At 61.5% G+C, this 20,035-nt stretch carries 18 protein-coding genes; 8 read left to right on the top strand and 10 right to left on the bottom strand.

The window, feature by feature from the left end; genetic code table 11:
- The 3 genes from FURADRAFT_RS08060 (at window position 1) to trpE (ending at window position 3,109) form a co-directional block, all read left to right on the top strand.
- Window positions 1-750, top strand: coding sequence for an SDR family NAD(P)-dependent oxidoreductase (locus FURADRAFT_RS08060; protein WP_008953631.1), 750 nt, complete (start codon window positions 1-3; stop codon window positions 748-750).
- Window positions 751-844: 94 nt separating this feature from the next.
- Window positions 845-1,513, top strand: a complete 669-nt coding sequence (locus FURADRAFT_RS08055; protein ID WP_201441939.1) for a phosphoglycolate phosphatase — start codon at window positions 845-847, stop codon at window positions 1,511-1,513.
- Between the two features lie 132 nt (window positions 1,514-1,645).
- Complete coding sequence (gene trpE, locus FURADRAFT_RS08050; protein WP_008953629.1) at window positions 1,646-3,109, top strand: anthranilate synthase component I; 1,464 nt, start codon at window positions 1,646-1,648, stop codon at window positions 3,107-3,109.
- Between the two features lie 115 nt (window positions 3,110-3,224).
- Here trpE and FURADRAFT_RS08045 read toward each other — a convergent pair whose 3' ends face one another.
- From FURADRAFT_RS08045 to FURADRAFT_RS08030, 4 genes are all read right to left on the bottom strand, one after another.
- Window positions 3,225-3,428, bottom strand: coding sequence for a DUF2788 domain-containing protein (locus FURADRAFT_RS08045; protein ID WP_008953628.1), 204 nt, complete (start codon window positions 3,426-3,428; stop codon window positions 3,225-3,227).
- Between the two features lie 94 nt (window positions 3,429-3,522).
- Window positions 3,523-4,743: an argininosuccinate synthase gene (locus tag FURADRAFT_RS08040; protein ID WP_008953627.1), complete on the bottom strand. Its 1,221-nt coding sequence runs from the start codon at window positions 4,741-4,743 to the stop codon at window positions 3,523-3,525.
- 221 nt (window positions 4,744-4,964) lie between these two features.
- Window positions 4,965-5,888 (bottom strand): ornithine carbamoyltransferase, encoded by a 924-nt coding sequence (gene argF, locus FURADRAFT_RS08035; protein WP_008953626.1) that lies wholly within the window; start codon window positions 5,886-5,888, stop codon window positions 4,965-4,967.
- 180 nt (window positions 5,889-6,068) lie between these two features.
- On the bottom strand, window positions 6,069-8,027 hold the full coding sequence (locus tag FURADRAFT_RS08030) for an aminotransferase class I/II-fold pyridoxal phosphate-dependent enzyme (protein ID WP_008953625.1): 1,959 nt from the start codon (window positions 8,025-8,027) through the stop codon (window positions 6,069-6,071).
- A 150-nt stretch (window positions 8,028-8,177) separates the two neighbouring features.
- On the opposite strand from FURADRAFT_RS08030, the gene dinG reads away from it, so the two are divergent.
- The 4 genes from dinG (at window position 8,178) to map (ending at window position 13,395) form a co-directional block, all read left to right on the top strand.
- Window positions 8,178-10,304, top strand: a complete 2,127-nt coding sequence (gene dinG, locus FURADRAFT_RS08025; RefSeq protein WP_008953624.1) for an ATP-dependent DNA helicase DinG — start codon at window positions 8,178-8,180, stop codon at window positions 10,302-10,304.
- 124 nt (window positions 10,305-10,428) lie between these two features.
- Window positions 10,429-10,743 carry a DUF3579 domain-containing protein gene (locus FURADRAFT_RS08020; protein WP_008953623.1) on the top strand — a complete coding sequence of 105 codons (315 nt, stop codon included), beginning with the start codon at window positions 10,429-10,431 and terminating at the stop codon, window positions 10,741-10,743.
- 624 nt (window positions 10,744-11,367) lie between these two features.
- Window positions 11,368-12,492: a porin gene (locus FURADRAFT_RS08015; protein WP_008953622.1), complete on the top strand. Its 1,125-nt coding sequence runs from the start codon at window positions 11,368-11,370 to the stop codon at window positions 12,490-12,492.
- A gap of 105 nt (window positions 12,493-12,597) precedes the next feature.
- On the top strand, window positions 12,598-13,395 hold the full coding sequence (gene map / locus FURADRAFT_RS08010) for a type I methionyl aminopeptidase (protein WP_008953621.1): 798 nt from the start codon (window positions 12,598-12,600) through the stop codon (window positions 13,393-13,395).
- 133 nt (window positions 13,396-13,528) lie between these two features.
- Here the strand turns inward: map and FURADRAFT_RS08005 are convergent, their stop codons facing one another.
- The 5 genes from FURADRAFT_RS08005 to FURADRAFT_RS07985 all read right to left on the bottom strand — a co-directional run bounded on the left by FURADRAFT_RS08005 (window position 13,529) and on the right by FURADRAFT_RS07985 (window position 18,151).
- On the bottom strand, window positions 13,529-14,428 hold the full coding sequence (locus tag FURADRAFT_RS08005; protein ID WP_008953620.1) for an ATP-binding cassette domain-containing protein: 900 nt from the start codon (window positions 14,426-14,428) through the stop codon (window positions 13,529-13,531).
- Between the two features lie 82 nt (window positions 14,429-14,510).
- Entirely contained in the window at window positions 14,511-15,119 is a 609-nt protein-coding gene (locus FURADRAFT_RS08000; RefSeq protein ID WP_008953619.1) for an alpha/beta hydrolase, read from the bottom strand.
- Window positions 15,119-15,427 carry a (2Fe-2S) ferredoxin domain-containing protein gene (locus FURADRAFT_RS07995; RefSeq protein WP_008953618.1) on the bottom strand — a complete coding sequence of 103 codons (309 nt, stop codon included), beginning with the start codon at window positions 15,425-15,427 and terminating at the stop codon, window positions 15,119-15,121. The genes FURADRAFT_RS08000 and FURADRAFT_RS07995 overlap by 1 nt, the downstream gene beginning before the upstream one ends.
- A gap of 58 nt (window positions 15,428-15,485) precedes the next feature.
- Window positions 15,486-16,892, bottom strand: a complete 1,407-nt coding sequence (gene dnaB, locus FURADRAFT_RS07990) for a replicative DNA helicase (protein WP_408003240.1) — start codon at window positions 16,890-16,892, stop codon at window positions 15,486-15,488.
- Window positions 16,893-16,978: 86 nt separating this feature from the next.
- The gene (locus tag FURADRAFT_RS07985) at window positions 16,979-18,151 is read right to left on the bottom strand and encodes a BaiN/RdsA family NAD(P)/FAD-dependent oxidoreductase (RefSeq protein WP_008953616.1); all 1,173 of its coding nucleotides are present in this window, start codon (window positions 18,149-18,151) and stop codon (window positions 16,979-16,981) included.
- A gap of 118 nt (window positions 18,152-18,269) precedes the next feature.
- Between FURADRAFT_RS07985 and sodB the strand changes: the two genes are divergently transcribed.
- Window positions 18,270-18,851 (top strand): superoxide dismutase [Fe], encoded by a 582-nt coding sequence (sodB, locus tag FURADRAFT_RS07980; RefSeq protein ID WP_008953615.1) that lies wholly within the window; start codon window positions 18,270-18,272, stop codon window positions 18,849-18,851.
- 125 nt (window positions 18,852-18,976) lie between these two features.
- Here sodB and FURADRAFT_RS21030 read toward each other — a convergent pair.
- The coding region (locus FURADRAFT_RS21030) for a peptidylprolyl isomerase (protein WP_040652596.1) at window positions 18,977-20,035 on the bottom strand (1,059 nt) is incomplete at its 5' end.

Raw genomic sequence — 20,035 nt, 5'->3', positions numbered from 1 at the left:
ATGTCCAGCGCCGCCATCGTCACCGGAGCCTCGCGTGGACTGGGGCTCGCCCTGTGCAGCAACCTGCTGGCACGCGGTTTCTGCGTGGCGGCGCTGGCGCGCAGCCAGGGCGAAGGCCTGGCCCGGTTGGCCGAAGCCCACCCCGGGCAACTGCACTGGCTCAGTACCGACCTGAGCGACCCGGCCCAGCAGGACAGCGCCATCGCCCGCGCCCTGGCCACCCTGCCCCGGGACGGGCAGATACTGCTGATCAACAACGCCGGGGTGGTCTGGCCGATCGCGGTGGCCGGCCACTACGACGACCATGCCTTGCGTCACGCCCTGAGCCTCAACCTGGCGGCACCGATGGTGCTGAGCAACCGTTTCCTTGCCGACACCGCCGCCTGGAGCGACCGCCGCATCCTCAATGTTTCCTCCGGCGCCGCAGTAAAGGCCTACCCGGGCTGGGGCGTTTACGGCAGCGGCAAGGCGGGACTGGACCACTTCAGCCGCCACCTCGCCGTGGAACAGGCGGCTTCGGCCAACCCTGTACGGGTCGCCGCGGTCTACCCCGGCGTGATCGATACCGACATGCAGGCCGAAATCCGCCACGCCGCACCGGAGAGCTTCCCCAACCTGCCACGCTTCCTCGCCCTCAAGCAGGAAGGCGCGCTGGACAGTCCGGAAGCCGCCGCCGGCAAACTGCTGGACTATCTGCTGGGGCCCCGCTTCGGCGAAGAGCCGGTGGCCGACATCCGCGCCCTGCCGTGAGCCGCGGCGCGGTCGGCGCCAGCGCCTGGTGTATACTCGCGGGCAGGACAACCGTTTCCGCCTGCCCGTGCAGGCGCTCACTTTCACGCACCCCATGACAGCAAAACACATCAAGGCCGTGGCGTTCGATCTGGACGGCACGCTGGTCGACTCCATCCCCGATCTGGCCGCCGCCGCCAACGCCATGCGCGCGTACCTCAAGCTGCCCGCTCTGGCTGAACTGCGCATCCAGCAGCATGTCGGCGACGGCATCGCCAGCTTGGTGCACCGTGCCATCACCGACGAGCGCGACGGCCAGGCCGAACCCGCGCTGTGGGAACGCGGCTTCACCTTCTTCGTGCAGTACTACCGCGATCACCTCAACGTACACAGCCGCGTCTACGCCGGCGTGCTCGATGCCCTGGGGCTGCTGCGCGCACTGCAACTGCCACAGGTGGTCATCACCAACAAATCGGAACGGCTGGCGGTACCGCTGCTGGAGGAGCTCGGCATGGCCTCCTCGTTCAGCATGATCCTGGGCGGCGACAGCCTGCCCGAGAAGAAGCCCTCTGCCCTCCCGCTCCTGCACGCCTGCCAGACGCTGGGCATCCGCCCCGACGAGCTGGCCATGGTCGGCGACTCGCACAACGACGTGCTGGCGGCACGCGCGGCCGGCAGTCTGGCCGTGGCGGTGAGCTACGGCTACGGTGACGCCGCCAGCCTCGAGGCCGACCACGTGGTGGACAGCCTTGTCGAACTCTACGATTTGTTTAAGAATACCTGACATTGTCTGACGCATTTCTGGATACCGTTTGCATCATGAAATTCCTGCCCAACCTGGCCAGCTGGCGATGGCAACCCTGAGCCACACCTCCGTTTGCATCGTTTTCCGTTTCTGGTCATTTTGGGATAAAGCATGACGCACGACGAATTCACACGCCTTGCCGCCGCCGGCTACAACCGCATTCCGGTCACCCTCGAACTGTTCGCCGACCTCGACACCCCGCTGTCGGTCTACCTGAAACTGGCCAACCTGCCCTACTCCTACCTGCTGGAGTCGGTGGTGGGCGGCGAGCGCTTCGGCCGCTACTCCTTCATCGGCCTGCCCGCCACCACGCGCCTGCGCGTCAACGGCCACAAGGTGCAGGTCGAGTACGGCGACAAGGTCATCGAGCAGTACGAGGGAGACCCGCTCGCCTTCATCGACACCTTTCAGCAGCGCTTCCGCACCCCACCGGTCGAGTCGCTGCCGCGCTTCACCGGCGGCCTGGTCGGCTATTTCGGCTACGACACCATCCGCCACATCGAGAAGCGGCTGGCCGCCACGCAGAAACCCGACCCGGTCGGCACCCCGGACATCCTGCTGATGCTGTCGGAAGAACTCGCCGTGGTCGACAACCTGTCCGGCAAGCTCTACCTGGTGGTGTACGCCGACCCGGCGGTGCCCAACGCACTGATCAAGGCGCAGGCGCGCCTCGGCCAGCTGCGCGCCAAGCTGCGCGAACCGGTGGCCATTCCGCTGTCGCTGCCGAGCCAGCCGACCCAGGCGCGCTCGGAATACGGCCAGGAAGAATTCAAGCACGCCGTCGAGCGTGCCAAACAATACATCGTCGACGGCGACATCATGCAGGTGGTGCTGGCGCAGCGGCTGCAGATGCCCTATCACGACTCGCCGCTGACGCTATACCGCGCATTGCGCAGCCTGAACCCATCGCCGTACATGTTCTTCTACCACTTCGACGACTTCCACGTGGTTGGGGCCTCGCCGGAAATTCTGGTGCGGCGCGAGACCGACACTGTGACGGTACGGCCGATCGCTGGCACCCGCGTGCGCGGCAAAAACCGCGAGGAAGACGAACGGTTGGCCGAAGAATTGCTGGCCGACCCGAAGGAGATCGCCGAACACGTCATGCTGATGGACCTCGGCCGCAACGACGTCGGCCGTGTCGCCGATGTCGGCAGCGTAAACGTCACCGACAACATGGTGATCGAACGCTACTCGCACGTGATGCACATCGTCTCCAGTGTCGAGGGCCGCGTTTCCCCCGAGGTTTCGAATATCGACATTCTCAAGGCCGCCTTCCCGGCCGGCACCTTGTCCGGCGCGCCGAAAGTGCGTGCCATGGAGATCATCGACGAGTTCGAACCCACCAAGCGCGGCGTCTACGGCGGCGCCGTCGGCTACCTTGGCTTCTCCGGCGACATGGACCTGGCCATCGCCATCCGTACCGCCGTGGTCAAGAACAACATGCTGTACGTGCAGTCCGGCGCCGGCATCGTCGCCGACTCGGTCCCCGAATCGGAATGGCAAGAAACCCAAAACAAGGCTCGCGCCGTGATCCGTGCCGCCGAACTGGCACAGAGCGGGCTCGACGCTTAAGCCATATCCACACGCGTACGACGGGCGTAAAAAAACACTGGCGCTTCCAACAGGAAGGGCCAGTGTTTTTTTGATCAATCGAGCGAGCAACCACGGGGAGCAAGACCCCGATCGGTTACTTCAGAATGAAAAACTCTACCAGGACATTCTTGAAGATGAAGCCACCGACACCCAGCCCCAGCACCAGGAACAGCACCGCCGTGCCGAACTTGCCGGCGCCGGACTTTTTGCCCAGATCCCAGATGATGAATCCGATGAACACCACGAGGCCGGTCAGACACACGGCCAGCGAGATATTGGTGAACTGCTCTTCGCTCATTGCAAGTCCCTGATTTGTTTAGCCCCGCCATTATACGGAGCCGATAAAAAAACCGCACCACCCCGGTGCGGTTTTTTATTACGCCGTGCCACTGTTACTTGTTGTACAGCTTGGCGGCAATGCGCATGCGCAGCGAATTGAGGCGGATGAAGCCGGCGGCATCGGCATGGTTGTAGGCACCGAAGTCTTCATCGAAGGTCGCGATGTTCGGGTCGAACAGTGAATCGGTCTTCGAATCGCGGCCCACCACGATCACGTTGCCCTTGTACAGCTTGAGGCGTACCCAGCCGTTCACGGTGGCCTGCGACGCGTCGATCATGCTCTGCATCATCTTGCGTTCCGGCGCCCACCAGTAGCCGTTGTAGATCAGGCTGGCGTACTTGGCGATCAGCTCGTCCTTGAGGTGAGCCACTTCGCGGTCCAGCGTGATCGATTCGATGGCGCGGTGCGCCTTCATCATGATGGTACCGCCCGGGGTTTCGTAGCAGCCGCGCGACTTCATGCCGACGTAGCGGTTTTCCACGATGTCGAGACGGCCGATGCCATGCTTGCCACCGAGGCGGTTCAGCTCGGTCAGCACCTGAGCGGGGCTCAGCGCCACGCCGTTGATGGCGACGATGTCACCGTTCTTGTATTCGAGTTCGACGTATTCGGCCTGGTCCGGGGCATTTTCCGGCGACACGGTCCACAGCCACATGTCTTCTTCCGGCTCGGCAGCCGGGTTTTCCAGCACGGTGCCTTCGTAGGAGATGTGCAGCAGGTTGGCATCCATCGAGTACGGGCTGCCGCCGCTCTTCTTCTTGGTGATGTCGATGCCGTTTTTCTCGGCATAAGCGAGCAGCTTCTCGCGCGACAGCAGGTCCCACTCGCGCCACGGGGCGATCACTTTGACGTCCGGCTTCAGGGCGTAGTAGCCCAGCTCGAAACGCACCTGGTCGTTGCCCTTGCCGGTGGCGCCATGCGATACCGCGTCGGCACCGGTCTGGTTGGCGATCTCGATCTGGCGCTTGGCGATCAGCGGACGGGCGATCGACGTGCCCAGCAGGTACTCGCCTTCGTAGATGGCGTTGGCACGGAACATCGGGAACACGAAATCGCGCACGAATTCTTCGCGCAGGTCGTCGATGAAGATGTTTTCCTGCTTGATGCCGAGCGCCACGGCTTTCTTGCGCGCCGGTTCCACTTCCTCACCCTGGCCGATGTCGGCGGTGAAGGTGACGACCTCACACTGGTAGGTATCTTGCAGCCATTTGAGGATGACGGAGGTATCTAGGCCGCCGGAATAGGCCAGCACTACTTTTTTAATGTCAGACATTACGTTTTCTTTCGGCGAAATGTTCGGAGTTCCCTTGCAGGAATGTAGGCCTATTTCAGCAGGCGAGCGAGCCGGAGCAGATCGAGCGCCACCGGAGCAGGGGAAACCTGAATGTACTCAGAGCACATGAGGATTCCGCAACGCTGAGCGAATTAAAAATTCGCCCGCAGTCCGCCGGCACTCAAGGTGCGAAGGCTCAGCCGCCTGATGAAACAGGCTCTTCAGTCGTCTACACGACCCAGCAGGAGATATTCTATTAGGGCTTTCTGCCCGTGCATACGGTTTTCCGCCTCATCCCACACCACGCTTTGCGGACCGTCGATCACGTCGGCGGCCACCTCTTCACCGCGGTGCGCCGGCAGACAGTGCATGAACAGGGCATCCGGCTTGGCGTGCTTCATCAGATCGGCTGTGATCTGATAGTTGCGGAACGCTTCCATGCGCGCCACGGACTCCGCTTCGAAGCCCATGCTGGTAAACACGTCGGTGGTCACCAGATCGGCGCCAGCCACGGCGTGCTCGGCACTATGGCTAGGCTCGAAATGCTCCGGGCCGTAATGCTGGCCGTCCAGAGCCTTCAGCTCGTAGCCCACCGGTGTCGCCGCCTTGAGCTTGAAATCGAGCAGCTTGGCGGCCTGCAGCCAGGTGCGGCACATATTGTTGCCGTCGCCCACCCAGGCCACCGTCTTGCCCTTGATCGGACCGCGATGCTCGATGAAGGTCAGGATATCGGCCAGAATCTGGCACGGGTGATACTCGTTGGTCAGCCCGTTGATCACCGGCACGCGCGAATTGGCGGCCAGACGCTCGACATTGGATTGCTCGAAGGTGCGGATCATGATGATATCGCTCATGCGCGACAGCACCCGCGCCGTATCCTCGATCGGCTCGCCGCGACCCAGCTGCGACGTGTTGGCATCGAGGAACATGGCGTGGCCACCCAGCTGGGACATGCCGGCTTCGAATGACACCCGGGTGCGGGTGGAGTTCTTCTCGAACACCATCGACATCACCTTGCCTACCAGCGGACGGTACAGCTCTCCGGAGCCATGTCGTCGCTTCAGTACCTGGGCACGCTGGAAGAGGTACTGGTAGTCATCGCGGTTCAGGTCACTGAATTGCAGGTAATGTCTTACTTGCGTCATGGTCACAATCCAAAATAAATGGCCGCCGGGCCCGGAAGTCTTGCGCGGCGGCACGTACTACACGCTGGTTGCAAAATTATCGGTACATCAGGATGTCGCAAAATGTGGCCAATCGGCCGAAAACTTACACAAATGCGACAAACCTTATATTTATCGGAAATCGGCCGGACTGGCAAGCAATCAACCGAACAATATTCTGCTCGGCAATTGCAAAAACTCTACCGAACTGAGAACCCGCACTACGTAATCACCAGAATTACCTGCCAAGCCGTGCATTTCTATGGTTTTTTGTGCTTTTTGAAGGCGCGCCAGATAGGACAGGATGCTCTCGTCGATCACCTGGCCCGGCACCAACACCGGAATCCCCGGCGGATAGGGAACGATCTGGTCGCAGCACACCCGCCCTAGCAGCTCGCTATTCGGTCGCCCCTCATCATCCAATAAGGGTAGACGTTCCCCTTCTTCATAAAAGGCATCGCGTGGCAGGCACGCCAGCCGGCTGAAATGGGGAATCTCCGGCAGACGCCGCGGCGTATGCCGCGGTCGCTTTTCCTTGGCCAGCCGCAGCATGGCATCGTGCAGCCGCGATACCTTGCTGCGCGTGGTGCCGATGGTCAGCAACAACGTAACCGTGCTGAATGTCGACTTCTCCACCTGGATGTTGTAGCGCTCGAACAAGGCCTGCTGCAATTCATCCGCACTGAATCCGGAGCCGGTGATATCGATCGTGAGCTTGGTGGGATCAAGCCGGATACCATCCTCCCGTACCTCCTCCGGGAGCAGATCCTCCAATTCCAGCACGCGAAATACTCCGGTCGAATCGATCTTCTGCCGCAACTCCTGGGCCAGCCTCAATGTACGCTCCAGCAACCGATACCCCTCCATCACCGCCTGCTTGCGCGCCACATCGAGGCTGGCAATCAGGTTGTACTGGGGGCTGGTCGAGGCATGCATATTGAAGTTTTCTCGAAACAGATGCTCGTCGAAGTCGGGGTCGTTGACGTGAATCATGCCCGCCTGCGAAAAGGCCGACAGCACCTTGTGGGTGCTTTGCGTGACATAATCCGCCCCCGCCTCCAACGCGGTAGGCCGAAGTTCCGGGTGGAAACGGGCAAAGCCATACCACGCCTCGTCCACGACTACCTTTATCCCCCTGGCGTGAGCCGCCTCGACGATCGGTTCGAGATCGTAGCGCAGCCCATCGTAAGTGCACGAGGTCAGGATCAACACCCGCGCCTCCGGGTGCGCCTGGATGGCGGCAAACAGAGTGGCTTTCGACACCGGCCCGAAAATGCCGTACTTGGGATTGATCGAGGAATCGAGATAGACCGGGCGGGCACCAGACAGGATCACACCGTGATGCACCGACTTGTGGCAATTGCGATCCAGCAGCAGCGTCGCACCCGGCGTCAACAAAGTCTGGAAAATGACCTTATTGGAGGTCGATGTGCCATTGGTGGCGAAATAAGTCTTGCGCGCGCCGAACGCCTTGGCGGCCAGCGCCTGCGACTCGGCGATCACTCCGGTCGGATGCAACAGCGAATCGAGCATGGGCACCGACACCGATAAATCAGCCCGCAGCATGTTCTCGCCGACGAATTCGTAGAAATCACCCACCCATGGGCTGCCTTTCAGCGAGTCACCCCCGGAATGTCCCGGTGTATGCCAGGAATCCTTGGCCATCCGTACGTACTGTTTCAGCCGGTCGTAGAACGGGGTAGCCGATTTTTCGGCCAATTCGGCCGTCAGAATCCGGAACCAACCGCTGAAGTCGAGTTCCTCCCGGTAAAAATAGCCATCCACGGCATGACTGGCCATCTCCTCGACCAGCAGTTTCTGGTCATCGTCCACCAGCAGGATGTACAGCGACAATTCTGGACGGAAAGCGATGATCCGGTTCGCCAACTGCACCGCCGGCTGGGCAAGACCTTCCTCACCCAGCTGTTTGTCGACCAGGACGATCTGGATCTCCCCGTCGGCCGCCACCCTCTCCATGGCTTCGCCCAGCCGGGCCGCTCCAAGAAAGCTAAGACCGAAGGGATTCTCCAGCTGCATCGCCGCCGCCCCCAGCCCCGCCAGCACTTCCCCTTGCCATTTGGCATCGTCGCTCACCACCAGCACTCGGCTCACGGGTGTCATTTACCCCTCCTCCCGACTCAACGCGATGATGCTGACCCATGACAGTACGACATTCTGTTCACATGCTAGTTTTGCCCTCATCCTAGCTCGCGGACAGTGGTGCGTCATTGATGCGGGCGCACAATCCCCCCTTCGGGTAAAATCTGCCCCATGCTGACCGATGCCGAAAAAGACGCCATTCGCGACCACTACCGCGCCATTGCCGACAACCTGCCTGGGTTCCGCCCGCGCAATGCCCAACGCCGTATGTTGGCCGAAATCGCCAACGCCTTCTCGCGCAGCAAGAACAAGGAAGGCGATGAGCTGCCCGAGCGCGAGGGGGAAAGCATCATTGTGGTGGAAGGCCCCACCGGTGTCGGCAAGAGCCTGGCTTACCTGCTGGCCGGCGGCGTCATGGCGCGCGCGCGCGGCAAGAAGCTGGTGGTCACCAGCGCCACCGTCGCGCTGCAGGAACAACTCGTCAACCGGGACCTGCCCTTCGTGGTGGACAACAGCGGGCTGCCGCTCACCTTTGCCCTAGCCAAGGGGCGCGGGCGCTATCTTTGCCCACACCGCCTCTATCAACTGACGGCAAACTCGGCACAAGGCCAATTGCTGGCACCGGAGCCGGAGTTGGCCCTATGGGACCGCAAGCCGCAGGCCGAAGAGCTGGAAGCACTGCGTCAGATGGCCGATGAATTCTATTACCGGCGCTGGAACGGTGATCGCGATACCTGGCAAGAGGTAGTCGAAGACGGCCTATGGAGCCGCGTCACCAATGACCGGCACAGCTGCCTCAAGGCTGCGTGCCCCAATCGTCCCGAATGTCCGTTTTATCTCGCCCGCGAAACCCTGGAAACGGTGGATGTCGTGGTCGCCAACCATGATCTGATGCTGGCCGACGTTGCCATGGGCGGCGGGGTTATCCTTCCGGCACCGGATGACAGCTTCTACTGCATCGATGAGGCGCATCACCTGGCCAAGAAGGCGGTCAACCAGTTCTCCGCCGAGCACTCGTTGGCGCAGGCCATGTTCTGGCTGGAAAAGGTCGCCGCCGTCGCCACCCGCGTCGACAGCCTGACCAACAAGAGCGAGCTGGCGGGTAATGCCATCGAGGCTGCTGGTGCCTGCATGGAGACGCTAACCGAATGGCTGTGGCTGCTGGAAGGCGAAGAAGCGCTGGCTGCCAGCAGCGACAACCTGGAACCGACCTGGCTGATCGACGACGGCATCCTCCCCGAGCGCTTCACCGTGCCCGCCGCCAACCTCGCCATGTCGGCGCGGATGGTCTACAAGCACCTGACGTCGATGAACGACGCGCTGGGCGACGCACGCAAGGACAAAAGCAGCGAGACTTCGCTGGTCGACAAGCTCAGCAGCGACCTGGGCTTTCTGATCGGCCGCTCAGAACAGCTGATGGCGGTGTGGGATCTGTTCGAGAAGACCCCCGACGAGAACGCTCCGCCGATCGCCAAGTGGATCACCCGGCGCACAGAAGGCAAGGGCGACTACCTGTTCAGCGCCTCGCCGGTCAGTGCCGCTGCGAGCCTCGCCGGCACCCTATGGCGCCGCGCCGCCGGCGCCCTGTTGACCTCGGCCACGCTGCGCTCGCTGGGCGAATTCGACCTGCTGCTGTCGCAAACCGGCCTCAAATGGCTGCCCGATGTCAGCTGCGTCGCCCTAGATTCGCCATTCAGCTTCCAGGAACAAGGGGAGTTGTACCTCCCCCCCATGGTAGCCTCCCCCAAGGACCCTGCCGCTCATACCCGGGAGATCGTCGAATGGCTGCCGCGACTGATCGACGTCACCGAACCACTCGGCTCGCTGGTGCTATTCTCGTCACGCAAGCAGATGCAGGAAGTCGCGGCCGCCGTACCGGCAGGACTGCGCGAACGGCTGCTGATCCAGGGCGAACTGCCCAAGAGCCGGCTTTTGGTGCAGCACCATGAACGCCTCAAGCAAGGTGAAGCGAGCGTCATTTTCGGCCTTGATTCATTTTCGGAAGGACTAGACCTGCCCGGCGAGAGTTGCGTACACGTGATCATCGCCAAGCTGCCCTTCGCCATGCCGGATGACCCGGTCGGCCGCACACTGTCGCGCTGGATCGAGAAGCGTGGCGGCAACCCGTTCATCGAGATCACCGTGCCGGAAGCATCGATCAAGCTGATCCAGGCTGTCGGCCGGCTGATTCGCACCGAACAGGACTACGGCCGGGTCACCATCCTTGATAACCGGCTGATGCGCCAGAGCTATGGCAAGAAGCTGTTGGCCTCATTGCCCCCGTTCAAGCGCATCTAGTTTTGGGGTAGAATGCGGGCAAACCCTCGAGTGCACACCCCGGCAAAATGGGTAAAACACCAATAGCACCATAGGCCGGGATTCGAGAGACTACACAGAACAAGTACTCCTCCGGTCCATCACTATGATCTGTAACCCATATGAAATCGTCATTCAGGGTCTCACCTCTGAAGGACGCACCTTCCGCCCAAGCGACTGGGCCGAACGCCTCTCCGGCATCCTGGCCTCCTTTGGCGACAATCAGAAACTGGCCTACCACGCGTATGTGCGCCCGATGTTGCTCGAAGGAGTACGCTGCGTGGCCGTCGACAAGAAGCTGGAAAAAATCGACCCCGCGGTATTTCAGTTCCTGCTGGATTTCGCCAAAGACAATGATTTACGTGTCGTCGATTGCCGCACCCTGATCGACGAGGTCTACCCCAACAAATTTCTCGCCTGACCCCTCTGCAAAACTCGACCATTCCGGTCAACACCACAGCATTCGCCAAAATCAGCTTCGGGCTTTCCCAATGGCCAGAAGCTGCTTTTGGGCCCTTCTCCCCAGCCCTTCGCTTACAACCACCACTCCGAGCCGATGCCCATCAGGGCAAGCGCCGACCTTGCCTTCATTCATTGCCTGTTGCGCAAAACGTACATGTGCATAAATACGACACTATCTTGCAACAAATAGACAAAAAAACAACACTTAGAGCGACCAGTTAAAACAATCCGTCACAATTTCACCACACACCTCGGTAGCGATACCCCCGCAAAACCACAGAAGAAAACCTATTGACGTTGGCATTTTATGCCGCAAATTTTCTGTTTTATTGGCATACCACCACACTTAACCCTCATCCTTTACCAAGCCCGGCGCATATGACAGAAACAAGGAATTCGTCAACTGGCGTTTTACCCTACTTCAGATCAAGACACGAAAGCGGCATTGTTTGTTACAAATACACGGCGGCGAAAACCATATGAGTTTTCCTTGGTTATCCCGGTACGGGGGCCACCGTAATAATAAAAAGCTGATCATTTGCTTACTTCCACCAGCAGTACCCATAAGAAAGGTCATTGCCAAATGAAACAACTGTTTGCCAACAAACAAATCATGATCGCCGCCGTCGTTGCCGGCGCGTTTGCCGCCCCGGCCATGGCCGATGTGACCATTTACGGTTTCATCAGTGCTGGCGTCGAGTCGGTAAAAGCTACCGGCGCTGCCAACTCTGCCGATGACGTAAAGTCCACCACCCGTATCAGCGACGAGAACTCGCGTATCGGTTTCAAGGGCAACGAAGATCTCGGCAATGGCCTGAAAGCGATCTGGCAAGTTGAACAGAGCCTGCGCCACTTCGAAAACGGTGGCACCGACGAAAAAGGCAACACTGCCACGTTTGCCACCCGCAACAGTTTTGTAGGCTTGGAAAGCGCTGACTTCGGCAAAGTGCTGCTGGGATATAACGATACTGCCTACAAGAGCCTGACCGACATCGGCCTCAACGCTGGCTCCAACACCACCGCCGACAACGCCGGCAGCACCAGCATTTACAGTCGCGGAGAAACCCGCCTGAAGAACTCGGTTCACTACCTCTCGCCGACCTTCGCCGGTTTCAAAGCAGGCGTGTCCTATGGTGTTGACGAGACCCGCACGGAAAACAGCACTGGTCGCACCAATGCGCAACGCCTGTCCGTCGCCGGCAACTACACTCTGGGTGGCCTGCAAGTTGCCGCTGGCTGGGACCGCCAGTACGACAAGGGCGACTACAAAGCGGCCACCACCTCGAAAGGCGACAATACCGACTTCTACAAGCTGACCGCCGGCTACAAGTTCGCCACCGGCACCTTCGTCGGTGCTGGCTACGAATGGGGCCGCTTCGACTCAACCACCAGCGGCAGCGACCTGAAACAGGACGACTGGACCGTCATGGCCGGCCAGGAATTCGGCGCCGCCACCGTCAAACTGTCCTATAGTGCACTGGGCGCGTTGAAGAATGCCGCCTCCGGCAATGAGGATGACTACAAGGCCAAGCAATGGGTTCTGGCCGGCACCTACGATCTGTCCAAGCGCACCCAACTCTACGCTTATGCTACCAAAATCAAAAATAACAAGGCTCAGAGCGTCAACTTTGGTGTGAATGGCCTTGCCTCAGTTGGCGCCGGCGCCGACCCGCAAGCCTTCGGTATTGGCATGAAGCACAGCTTCTAAGCGCTGTTAGCTTCTTAAGAGTCAGTTTTTACGGGCACCTGAGGGTGCCCGTTTTTTATGGTATTTGCTACTATTAGCCTTTGAACCCACCGACGCAGCAGAAGCATGTCCATCACGCTCAAAACCCCGGAAGACATCGAAAAAATGCGCATCGCTGGCCGCCTGGCCTCCGAAGTGCTCGACTACATCACCCCTTACATCAAACCCGGCGTGACCACCGAAGAGCTGGACAAGCTCTGCCATGATTACATGGTCAACGTGCAAGGCACCATTCCGGCCCCGCTGAACTACGCACCGGATGGCCACAACCCCTACCCCAAGTCGGTGTGCACCTCGGTCAACCACGTCATCTGCCATGGCATCCCCAACGACAAGCCGCTCAAGAACGGGGACATGCTCAATATCGATGTGACCGTGATCAAGGATGGCTACCACGGCGACACCAGCCGTATGTTCTATGTAGGTGAAGTCAGCCCGCATGCTCGTCGCCTCGCCAAGGTCACCTACGAATGCATGTGGCTAGGCATCGACAAGGTCAAACCGGGCGCCAAGCTGGGCGACATCGGCTATGTCATCCAGCGCCACGCCGAAGCCGCCGGCTACAGCGTGGTGCAGGAATTCTGCGGCCACGGCATTGGCAAGAAATTCCACGAAGAACCGCAGGTGCTCCACTACGGACGCCCCGGCACCGGCCTGGAACTGAAGGCCGGCATGATCTTCACCATCGAGCCGATGATCAACCAGGGCAAGCGCCATCTGCGCCTGCTGGGCGACGGCTGGACCGTGGTCACCAAGGACCGCAGCCTGTCGGCGCAGTGGGAGCACACCGTGCTGGTGACCGAGACCGGCTACGAGGTGCTCACCCAGTCGGACGGCACGCCGCCCAAGCCGGTATTCAAGTAAACCCGGACCGCCACCTGGGTGACATACAACGGGTGCCGTATCCTCAAAAACAAAACCTCCGCAGACTGACCACGGAGGTTTTGTTTTTCCTGCCTGTCGAATCTTCAGGCGACTTGCTTTCAACCGGACGCGTTCAATCTCGCAACTCGCGCCCGGTCAGACGCAGGAACACGTCCTCCAGATTGGCCGGCCGCAGCACGTAGCGCAAGCCACTCTCGCCCAGCGCCGCCAGTAGCGTCTCCATGCCCTGCCCATAGAAAAAGGCCGTTTCGCCGCTGAGTTCCATCCGCACGCCATCCGCCGATGCCTGCCTGGCCCAGTCGATCGCACCATCGCCGAACACCTCGACCACATCGGCCTCGATCAGCGACTGGATCAGCTCGCGCGGCGAGCCTTCCGCCATCAGCCGCCCGTGGTCCATCACCGACAAACGCGTCGCCAGACGCTCGGCCTCTTCCATGAAGTGCGTCGTCAGCACCAGCGTCTTGCCCGCCCGCGTCAGTTGCCGCAGCCGCTCCCAGATCAGATGGCGCGCCTGGGGATCGAGACCGGTGGTGGGCTCGTCGAGAAAGATGATATCGGGGTCATTGACCAGAGCACGGGCCAGCGTCAGGCGGCGCTTCATGCCGCCGGACAGCTCCCCTACCTTGGCTTCGGCACGACCGGCCAGGCCGGCGAAGTCGAGCAGGTAGGGCACGCGCTCGCGTAGATCGACTGGACGCAGGCCGAAATAGCGCCCCCAGACCAGCAGGTTTTCGGCCACGGTGAAGTCCGGGTCGAGGTTGTCGAACTGCGGCACGACACCGACCCGGCTGCGCGCTTCCCGCGCCCGGGCCGGTATGGGTTCGCCGCATAGCGTGATCTCGCCGGCATCGGGCAATACCAGACCAAGCGCCAGTTTCATGGTCGTGGTCTTGCCGGCACCGTTGGGGCCAAGCAGGCCGTAGCACTCGCCGCGCCGCACCTCGAAACTGATGCCGTCCACCGCATTGCGCTCGCCGTAGCGTTTGACCAGCCCGCTCACCCTGAGCATGTCGTCCCCCTGTTGCCCGGCAACTTTTTCCTACACTAGAAACGCTTCGGCCAACCCGCAAGGTTGGCCGAAGACGGACTCGTTACCAGCAGCGCTGGATCCATTTTCCGAGCGGCACCAGCTTGCCGTGGAAGAAGTGCCCGGTGCCCGGGAACACCGTCACCGGCAGCCCCTGCGGCCTGGCCCAGTCGAGCACCGCCGACAGCGGAATCACCTCGTCCTCTTCGCCATGCACCACCAGCGTGTTGGCCGGCACCTCGGGGGTCGGAATGGCGTACTTGCCGACCGCCACCCCCATCAACAGCAGCTGATCCGCCTCGATGCGTTCGCGTACGCGGGCAGCGACGAAACCGCCGAAGGAGAAGCCCGCCAGCGCCAGCGACAGGTCACCCTGCTCGGCTCGCGCATGCTCGACCACGGCGATAACGTCGTCCACTTCGCCCGTACCGTAATCGTGCACGCCCTCGCTGTTGCCCACCCCGCGCAGATTCGGGCAGTAGCAGGCATAGCCGAGCTGAGACAGCGCCTTCGCCGTGGTCTGCACCACCTTGTTGGTATTGGTGCCGCCCTGGGTGGGATTGGGATGGCAGATCACCGCGATGCCACGTGTCTCCCCGTGAGCCGCGATGTAGATGGTTTCGAGCGATCCGACCGGACCGCGGATGGAAATGACAGGAGGAACCTTCAGCATCAGATTTTCAGCCTTTCCACCTCTTGGCCCTGCACCAGGTGACTATCGATGATCTCGTCGAGATCGTCCTTGTCGACGAAGGTGTACCAGGTCTCCTGCGGATACACCACCATCACCGGACCATCGTCGCAACGGCCCAGGCACCCCGCCTTGTTCACGCGCACCTGCCCCTCACCGGCCAGGCCCAGCGCCTTGACGCGGTCCTTCATGTAGCCCAGCAATGCCGGCGTGCCAAAGTCGGCGCAGCAGCCCTCACCCTCGGCACGCTGGTTGCAGCAGATGAACACGTGCTTGTCGTAATAACTCATGTCTCTCTCGTCTCGATAAAGGTTGGCCGAAGACCACGCTTCGACCAACCTTGATGGATCAGGAATCGCTGTCTGCCCAGCCGGTGGCACCGACTGAGGCGGCGTTATCGAACTTTGCGTAGTGGCCGATAAAGGCCAGGCGTACCGCGCCGGTCGGGCCGTTACGGTGCTTGCCGATGATGGCTTCGGCCAAGCCCTTCTGGTCCGAGTCCGGGTTGTAGTACTCGTCGCGGTACATGAAGATAATCAAGTCGGCATCCTGCTCGATGGCGCCCGATTCGCGCAGGTCAGACATCATTGGCCGCTTGTTAGGGCGTTGCTCCACCGCACGCGACAACTGCGACAGCGCGATCACCGGCACCTGCAGCTCCTTGGCCAGCCCCTTCAGGCCACGCGAAATCTCACCCAGCTCGGCGGTACGGTTGTCGCCGCGACCCGAGCCGGACATCAGCTGCAAATAGTCGATCACGATCAGGCCCAGCTTGCCACCGTGCTGACGCGCCAGGCGACGCGCGCGCGCGCGCAGCTCCAGCGCGGTCAACGCCGCCGTCTCGTCGATGTACATCGGTGCGTCGGACAACTTGCCGATGGCGTAGGTCAGCTTCTGCCAGTCATCGTCGCCCAGCTTGCCGGTGCGCAGTATGTGCTGGTCGAGCCTGCCGACCGAGCCCAGCATCCGCATCACCAGTTGCGAACCACCCATTTCCATCGAGAACACCGCCACCGGCAGATGCTGCTCCACCGCCACGTGCTCGGCGATGTTCATCGAGAAGGCGGTCTTGCCCATCGACGGACGGCCGGCGACGATGATCAGGTCGCCGGGCTGCAGGCCGGAGGTCTTGGCGTCCAGATCAATGAAGCCCGTCGGCACGCCGGTCACCTCGTCCGGGTTCTCGCGGCTGTACAGCATGTCGATTCGCTCGACCACCTCTTTCAGCAGGTTCGGCATCTCGAGGAAGCCCTGCTTCGACTTGGCGGTCGATTCGGCGATGTGGAACACCTTGCCTTCGGCCTCGTCCAGCAGCTGGGCGGCGTCGCGCCCCATCGGCGCGTAGGCCGCCTCGGCAATCTCCGTACCGACCTGCGCCAGCTGGCGCATGATCGAGCGCTCTCGCACGATCTCGGCGTAGCGGCGGATGTTGGCGGCGGACGGCGTGTTCTGCGCCAGCGTGGCGAGATAGGCCAACCCGCCTACCGCCCCGCTCTCGCCCGACTTGTCGAGACTCTCCAGCACCGTCACCACATCGGCCGGCCGCGAGTGTTCGACCAGTTTGGCAATATGCTTGTAGATCAGCCGGTGGTCGTGACGGTAGAAATCCGCTTCGCCCACCACGTCCGCGATCTTGTCCCAGGCGCTGTTATCGAGCAACAGACCACCCAGCACCGATTGTTCGGCCTCGATGGACTGGGGCGGGGTGCGCACCGCAGCGGTGGCGCTGTCAAAGTATTCAGTCGAGTCGGTCATGTACAACATCAAGTAAGACGACACCGCTTGCAAAGAGTGTCGTGGGGTGGGGTTCTGTCCTGTCTGACACCAGACGAACCGCGATTCTAACAGTTTTCGCCGGCGACGAAGCCGGATGACCAGGCCCACTGGAAGTTGTAGCCGCCGAGCCAGCCGGTCACATCCACCACCTCGCCGATGAAGAACAACCCCGGCACATCCTTGGCCATCATGGTCTTGGACGACAGGTCGCGCGTACTGATGCCGCCACGCGTCACCTCCGCCTTCTTGTAACCCTGGCTGCCGTTGGGGCGGACGCGCCAGTGGTGCAGCGTTTCCGCCAGCTGGCGGCGGCGCTTGCCGGGCAGATCCTTCACACGCCCTCCAAAGCCCAGGCCGTCCAGCCAGGCCTGGGCAAAGCGCTTCGGCCAACCGGCATCGGCCAGGGCATTCGCCAGCAGCTGGTCGCTTCCCTCACGCTCTGCCAGGAACGCCTCGGCGTCGAGTTCCGGCAGCAGATCGAGCACCAGCTCCTGACCCGGCGTCCAGTAGGATGACACCTGCAGGATGGCCGGCCCGGACAAGCCTTTGTGGGTGAACAATACGTTCTCCCGGAAGCGTGTCTTGCCACAGCCCGCCGTCGCATCGAGCGAAACGCCGGCCAGCGGCGCAAAGCGCGCGGCATCGTCGGCATGAAAGGTCAGCGGCACCAGCGCCGGCACCCTCGGCGTCAGTGCCAGGCCGAACTGTTCGGCCAATTGGTAGCCGAAACCGGTCGCCCCAATCTGCGGAATCGACAGCCCGCCCGTCGCCACAACCAGCGAAGCCGACTCGAACACCCCGGCCGAGCTCTGCACCCGGAAGCGGTCCGAACGCTCCACCGCGCCCACCGTCACCCCCATGCGACGATCGACCCCAGCCTCGCGGCACAGGCCGTCCAGCATGTCTATAATTTGCTGGCTGGACTCATCACAGAACAATTGACCCAGCGTTTTTTCGTGGTAGCCGATGCCATGCCGCTCCACCAGGCGGATGAAATCCTGGGCGCTGAATTGTGACAGGGCCGATCGGCAGAAGTGCGAATTCTCCGAGAGATAGCACTCGGGCCGGGCCTGGAGGTTGGTGAAGTTGCACCGCCCGCCGCCGGAAATACGGATTTTCTCCGCCAGCTTGACCGCATGATCGAGCAACAGCACCGAACGGCCCCGCTGCCCGGCGGTCGCCGCACACATCAGCCCGGCGGCGCCGGCCCCGATGATGATTACGTCAAAATACGCCATGAAACCCTTTACTCTACCTTTTTAGTCGGCTATTGGCCGGCCCCGGCAATTCCAGTAAACTTGCCGCCATCATCGTGTCGGCCCGGAGCCGACATTCACCCCCACTTAGGAGATCAAGATGGAACACAAACTGCCGGAACTCCCGTACGCGCTGGACGCCCTCGCTCCGTACATTTCCAAGGAAACCCTGGAATACCACTACGGCAAACACCATCAGACCTACGTCACCAACCTGAACAACCTGATCAAGGGCACCGAGTTCGAGAACGCCAGCCTGGAAGAAATCGTCAAGAAATCGACCGGCGGCCTGTTCAACAACGCGGCTCAGGTCTGGAACCACACCTTCTACTGGTTCGGCCTGGCCCCGAACGCCGGTGGCGAGCCGACCGGCGCCCTGGCTGACGCCATCAACGCCAAGTGGGGCTCGTTCGACGAGTTCAAGAAAGCCTTCAACGCCGTCGCTGCCGGCACCTTCGGCTCCGGCTGGGCCTGGCTGGTGAAGAACCCGGATGGCTCGCTCGACCTGGTCTCCACCAGCAACGCCGCCACCCCGCTGACCACCGACAAAAAAGCGCTGCTGACCTGTGACGTATGGGAGCACGCCTACTACATCGACTACCGCAACAGCCGCCCGAACTACCTGGAGAGCTTCTGGAAGCTGGTGAACTGGGACTTCGCAGCGAAAAACTTCGCCGCCTAACCCCCATTGCAGGATCGTCACAAAGGGCCTCAGGGCCCTTTTTTCATGCTCGCCGCAACAACAAAACAAAAACCGGCGCAACTCTGTTGCGCCGGCTATCCAACTATAACCGCCCCAACGGGCCGTTACTCGGCCGGCTGCTGGCTCAGCGTCACCTTGTACTTCTCGCGCAAGGCTTCCAGGTAGCTCGCCACCTGGGCATTCGCATTCATTTCACCGATCAGGCCGCTCAACTGACTGCGCTCCGCCAGGCTAGGTGCCGGAGCGGGAATCACCTTGTCGATACGATACACCACGTAGTTGCCGCCATCCTGCTTGACGCCGGCAAACGCCGGTAGCTTGGTCGCGCTAGCCGCAAACACCGCCCGCACCTCGGGCAACGATAGCGCACCGAAGGAACGCCGTGACACCGTCTGGGCAGGCTCCCATGGCTGGCTGTCGATGTTCTTGCCCGCCTTCAGCTCGGTCAACAGGGCGTCACCACGCTTCTCCGCCAGCTTGGCCCCCTCGCGCCGTACCAGCTCGGCCTTGATCACGTTCTGTACTTCCGCCAGCGTCTGCTGACGCTCGGGCTGGTGCTCGGCCACCCGCACCACCACCAGGGTGTTCTTGCCGAGGTCGACCGGCTCGCTGTTATGCTTGCCCTTGAGGACATCGTCACTGAAAGCGGCTTCCAACAACTTGGGGTTGTTCAGCACAGGGTCGCTGGCCGGCTTGCCGCGCACCAGCCAATCGGAATGCTGTGGGCTCAGCTTCAACTGATCACTGATCGCCTTGAGCGAATCGGCCTGCTGATAAGCCAACTCTCCCAGTTTCTCCGACGCGGCACGGAACTGTGCGGCCGCCTTCTGACGCTTAAGACGTTGCTCGACCTCACCCTTGACCGCGGCAAAGACCGGCTGCTTGACCTCATCCAGCTTCAGGATATGGAAACCGAACTCCGTCTCCACCAGTTCACTGATCTGGCCCGGTTGCATGCGGAATGCAACGTCCTCGAACGGCTTCACCATCGCACCACGGCCGAAGAAGCCCAAATCCCCGCCGTTGGCGGCCGAGCCCGGATCCTGCGAGCGGGTCTTGGCCAACTCGGCGAACTTGGCCGGGTTGGCGCGCACCTCCTTCAGCAAGACTTCAGCGGCGCTGCGCACCTTGGCCTTCTGCTCCGCCGTCGCCTTCGGCGGCAC

The organism is Pseudogulbenkiania ferrooxidans 2002 (assembly GCF_000174355.1).
In the GTDB taxonomy this organism is placed as follows: Bacteria; Pseudomonadota; Gammaproteobacteria; order Burkholderiales; family Chromobacteriaceae; genus Pseudogulbenkiania; species Pseudogulbenkiania ferrooxidans.
The sequence above is the reverse complement of the archived record's forward strand: the minus strand, read 5'-3'. Positions and strand labels throughout refer to the sequence as shown.

Bases quoted from the DNA above. Each gene is read 5' to 3' on its own strand.
- FURADRAFT_RS08060 (WP_008953631.1), top strand. From the start codon at position 1: ATGTCCAGCGCCGCCATCGTCACCGGAGCCTCGCGTGGACTGGGGCTC.
- FURADRAFT_RS08055 (WP_201441939.1), top strand. From the start codon at position 845: ATGACAGCAAAACACATCAAGGCCGTGGCGTTCGATCTGGACGGCACG.
- trpE (WP_008953629.1), top strand. From the start codon at position 1,646: ATGACGCACGACGAATTCACACGCCTTGCCGCCGCCGGCTACAACCGC.
- FURADRAFT_RS08045 (WP_008953628.1), bottom strand. From the start codon at position 3,428: ATGAGCGAAGAGCAGTTCACCAATATCTCGCTGGCCGTGTGTCTGACC.
- FURADRAFT_RS08040 (WP_008953627.1), bottom strand. From the start codon at position 4,743: ATGTCTGACATTAAAAAAGTAGTGCTGGCCTATTCCGGCGGCCTAGAT.
- argF (WP_008953626.1), bottom strand. From the start codon at position 5,888: ATGACGCAAGTAAGACATTACCTGCAATTCAGTGACCTGAACCGCGAT.
- FURADRAFT_RS08030 (WP_008953625.1), bottom strand. From the start codon at position 8,027: ATGACACCCGTGAGCCGAGTGCTGGTGGTGAGCGACGATGCCAAATGG.
- dinG (WP_008953624.1), top strand. From the start codon at position 8,178: ATGCTGACCGATGCCGAAAAAGACGCCATTCGCGACCACTACCGCGCC.
- FURADRAFT_RS08020 (WP_008953623.1), top strand. From the start codon at position 10,429: ATGATCTGTAACCCATATGAAATCGTCATTCAGGGTCTCACCTCTGAA.
- FURADRAFT_RS08015 (WP_008953622.1), top strand. From the start codon at position 11,368: ATGAAACAACTGTTTGCCAACAAACAAATCATGATCGCCGCCGTCGTT.
- map (WP_008953621.1), top strand. From the start codon at position 12,598: ATGTCCATCACGCTCAAAACCCCGGAAGACATCGAAAAAATGCGCATC.
- FURADRAFT_RS08005 (WP_008953620.1), bottom strand. From the start codon at position 14,428: ATGCTCAGGGTGAGCGGGCTGGTCAAACGCTACGGCGAGCGCAATGCG.
- FURADRAFT_RS08000 (WP_008953619.1), bottom strand. From the start codon at position 15,119: ATGCTGAAGGTTCCTCCTGTCATTTCCATCCGCGGTCCGGTCGGATCG.
- FURADRAFT_RS07995 (WP_008953618.1), bottom strand. From the start codon at position 15,427: ATGAGTTATTACGACAAGCACGTGTTCATCTGCTGCAACCAGCGTGCC.
- dnaB (WP_408003240.1), bottom strand. From the start codon at position 16,892: ATGACCGACTCGACTGAATACTTTGACAGCGCCACCGCTGCGGTGCGC.
- FURADRAFT_RS07985 (WP_008953616.1), bottom strand. From the start codon at position 18,151: ATGGCGTATTTTGACGTAATCATCATCGGGGCCGGCGCCGCCGGGCTG.
- sodB (WP_008953615.1), top strand. From the start codon at position 18,270: ATGGAACACAAACTGCCGGAACTCCCGTACGCGCTGGACGCCCTCGCT.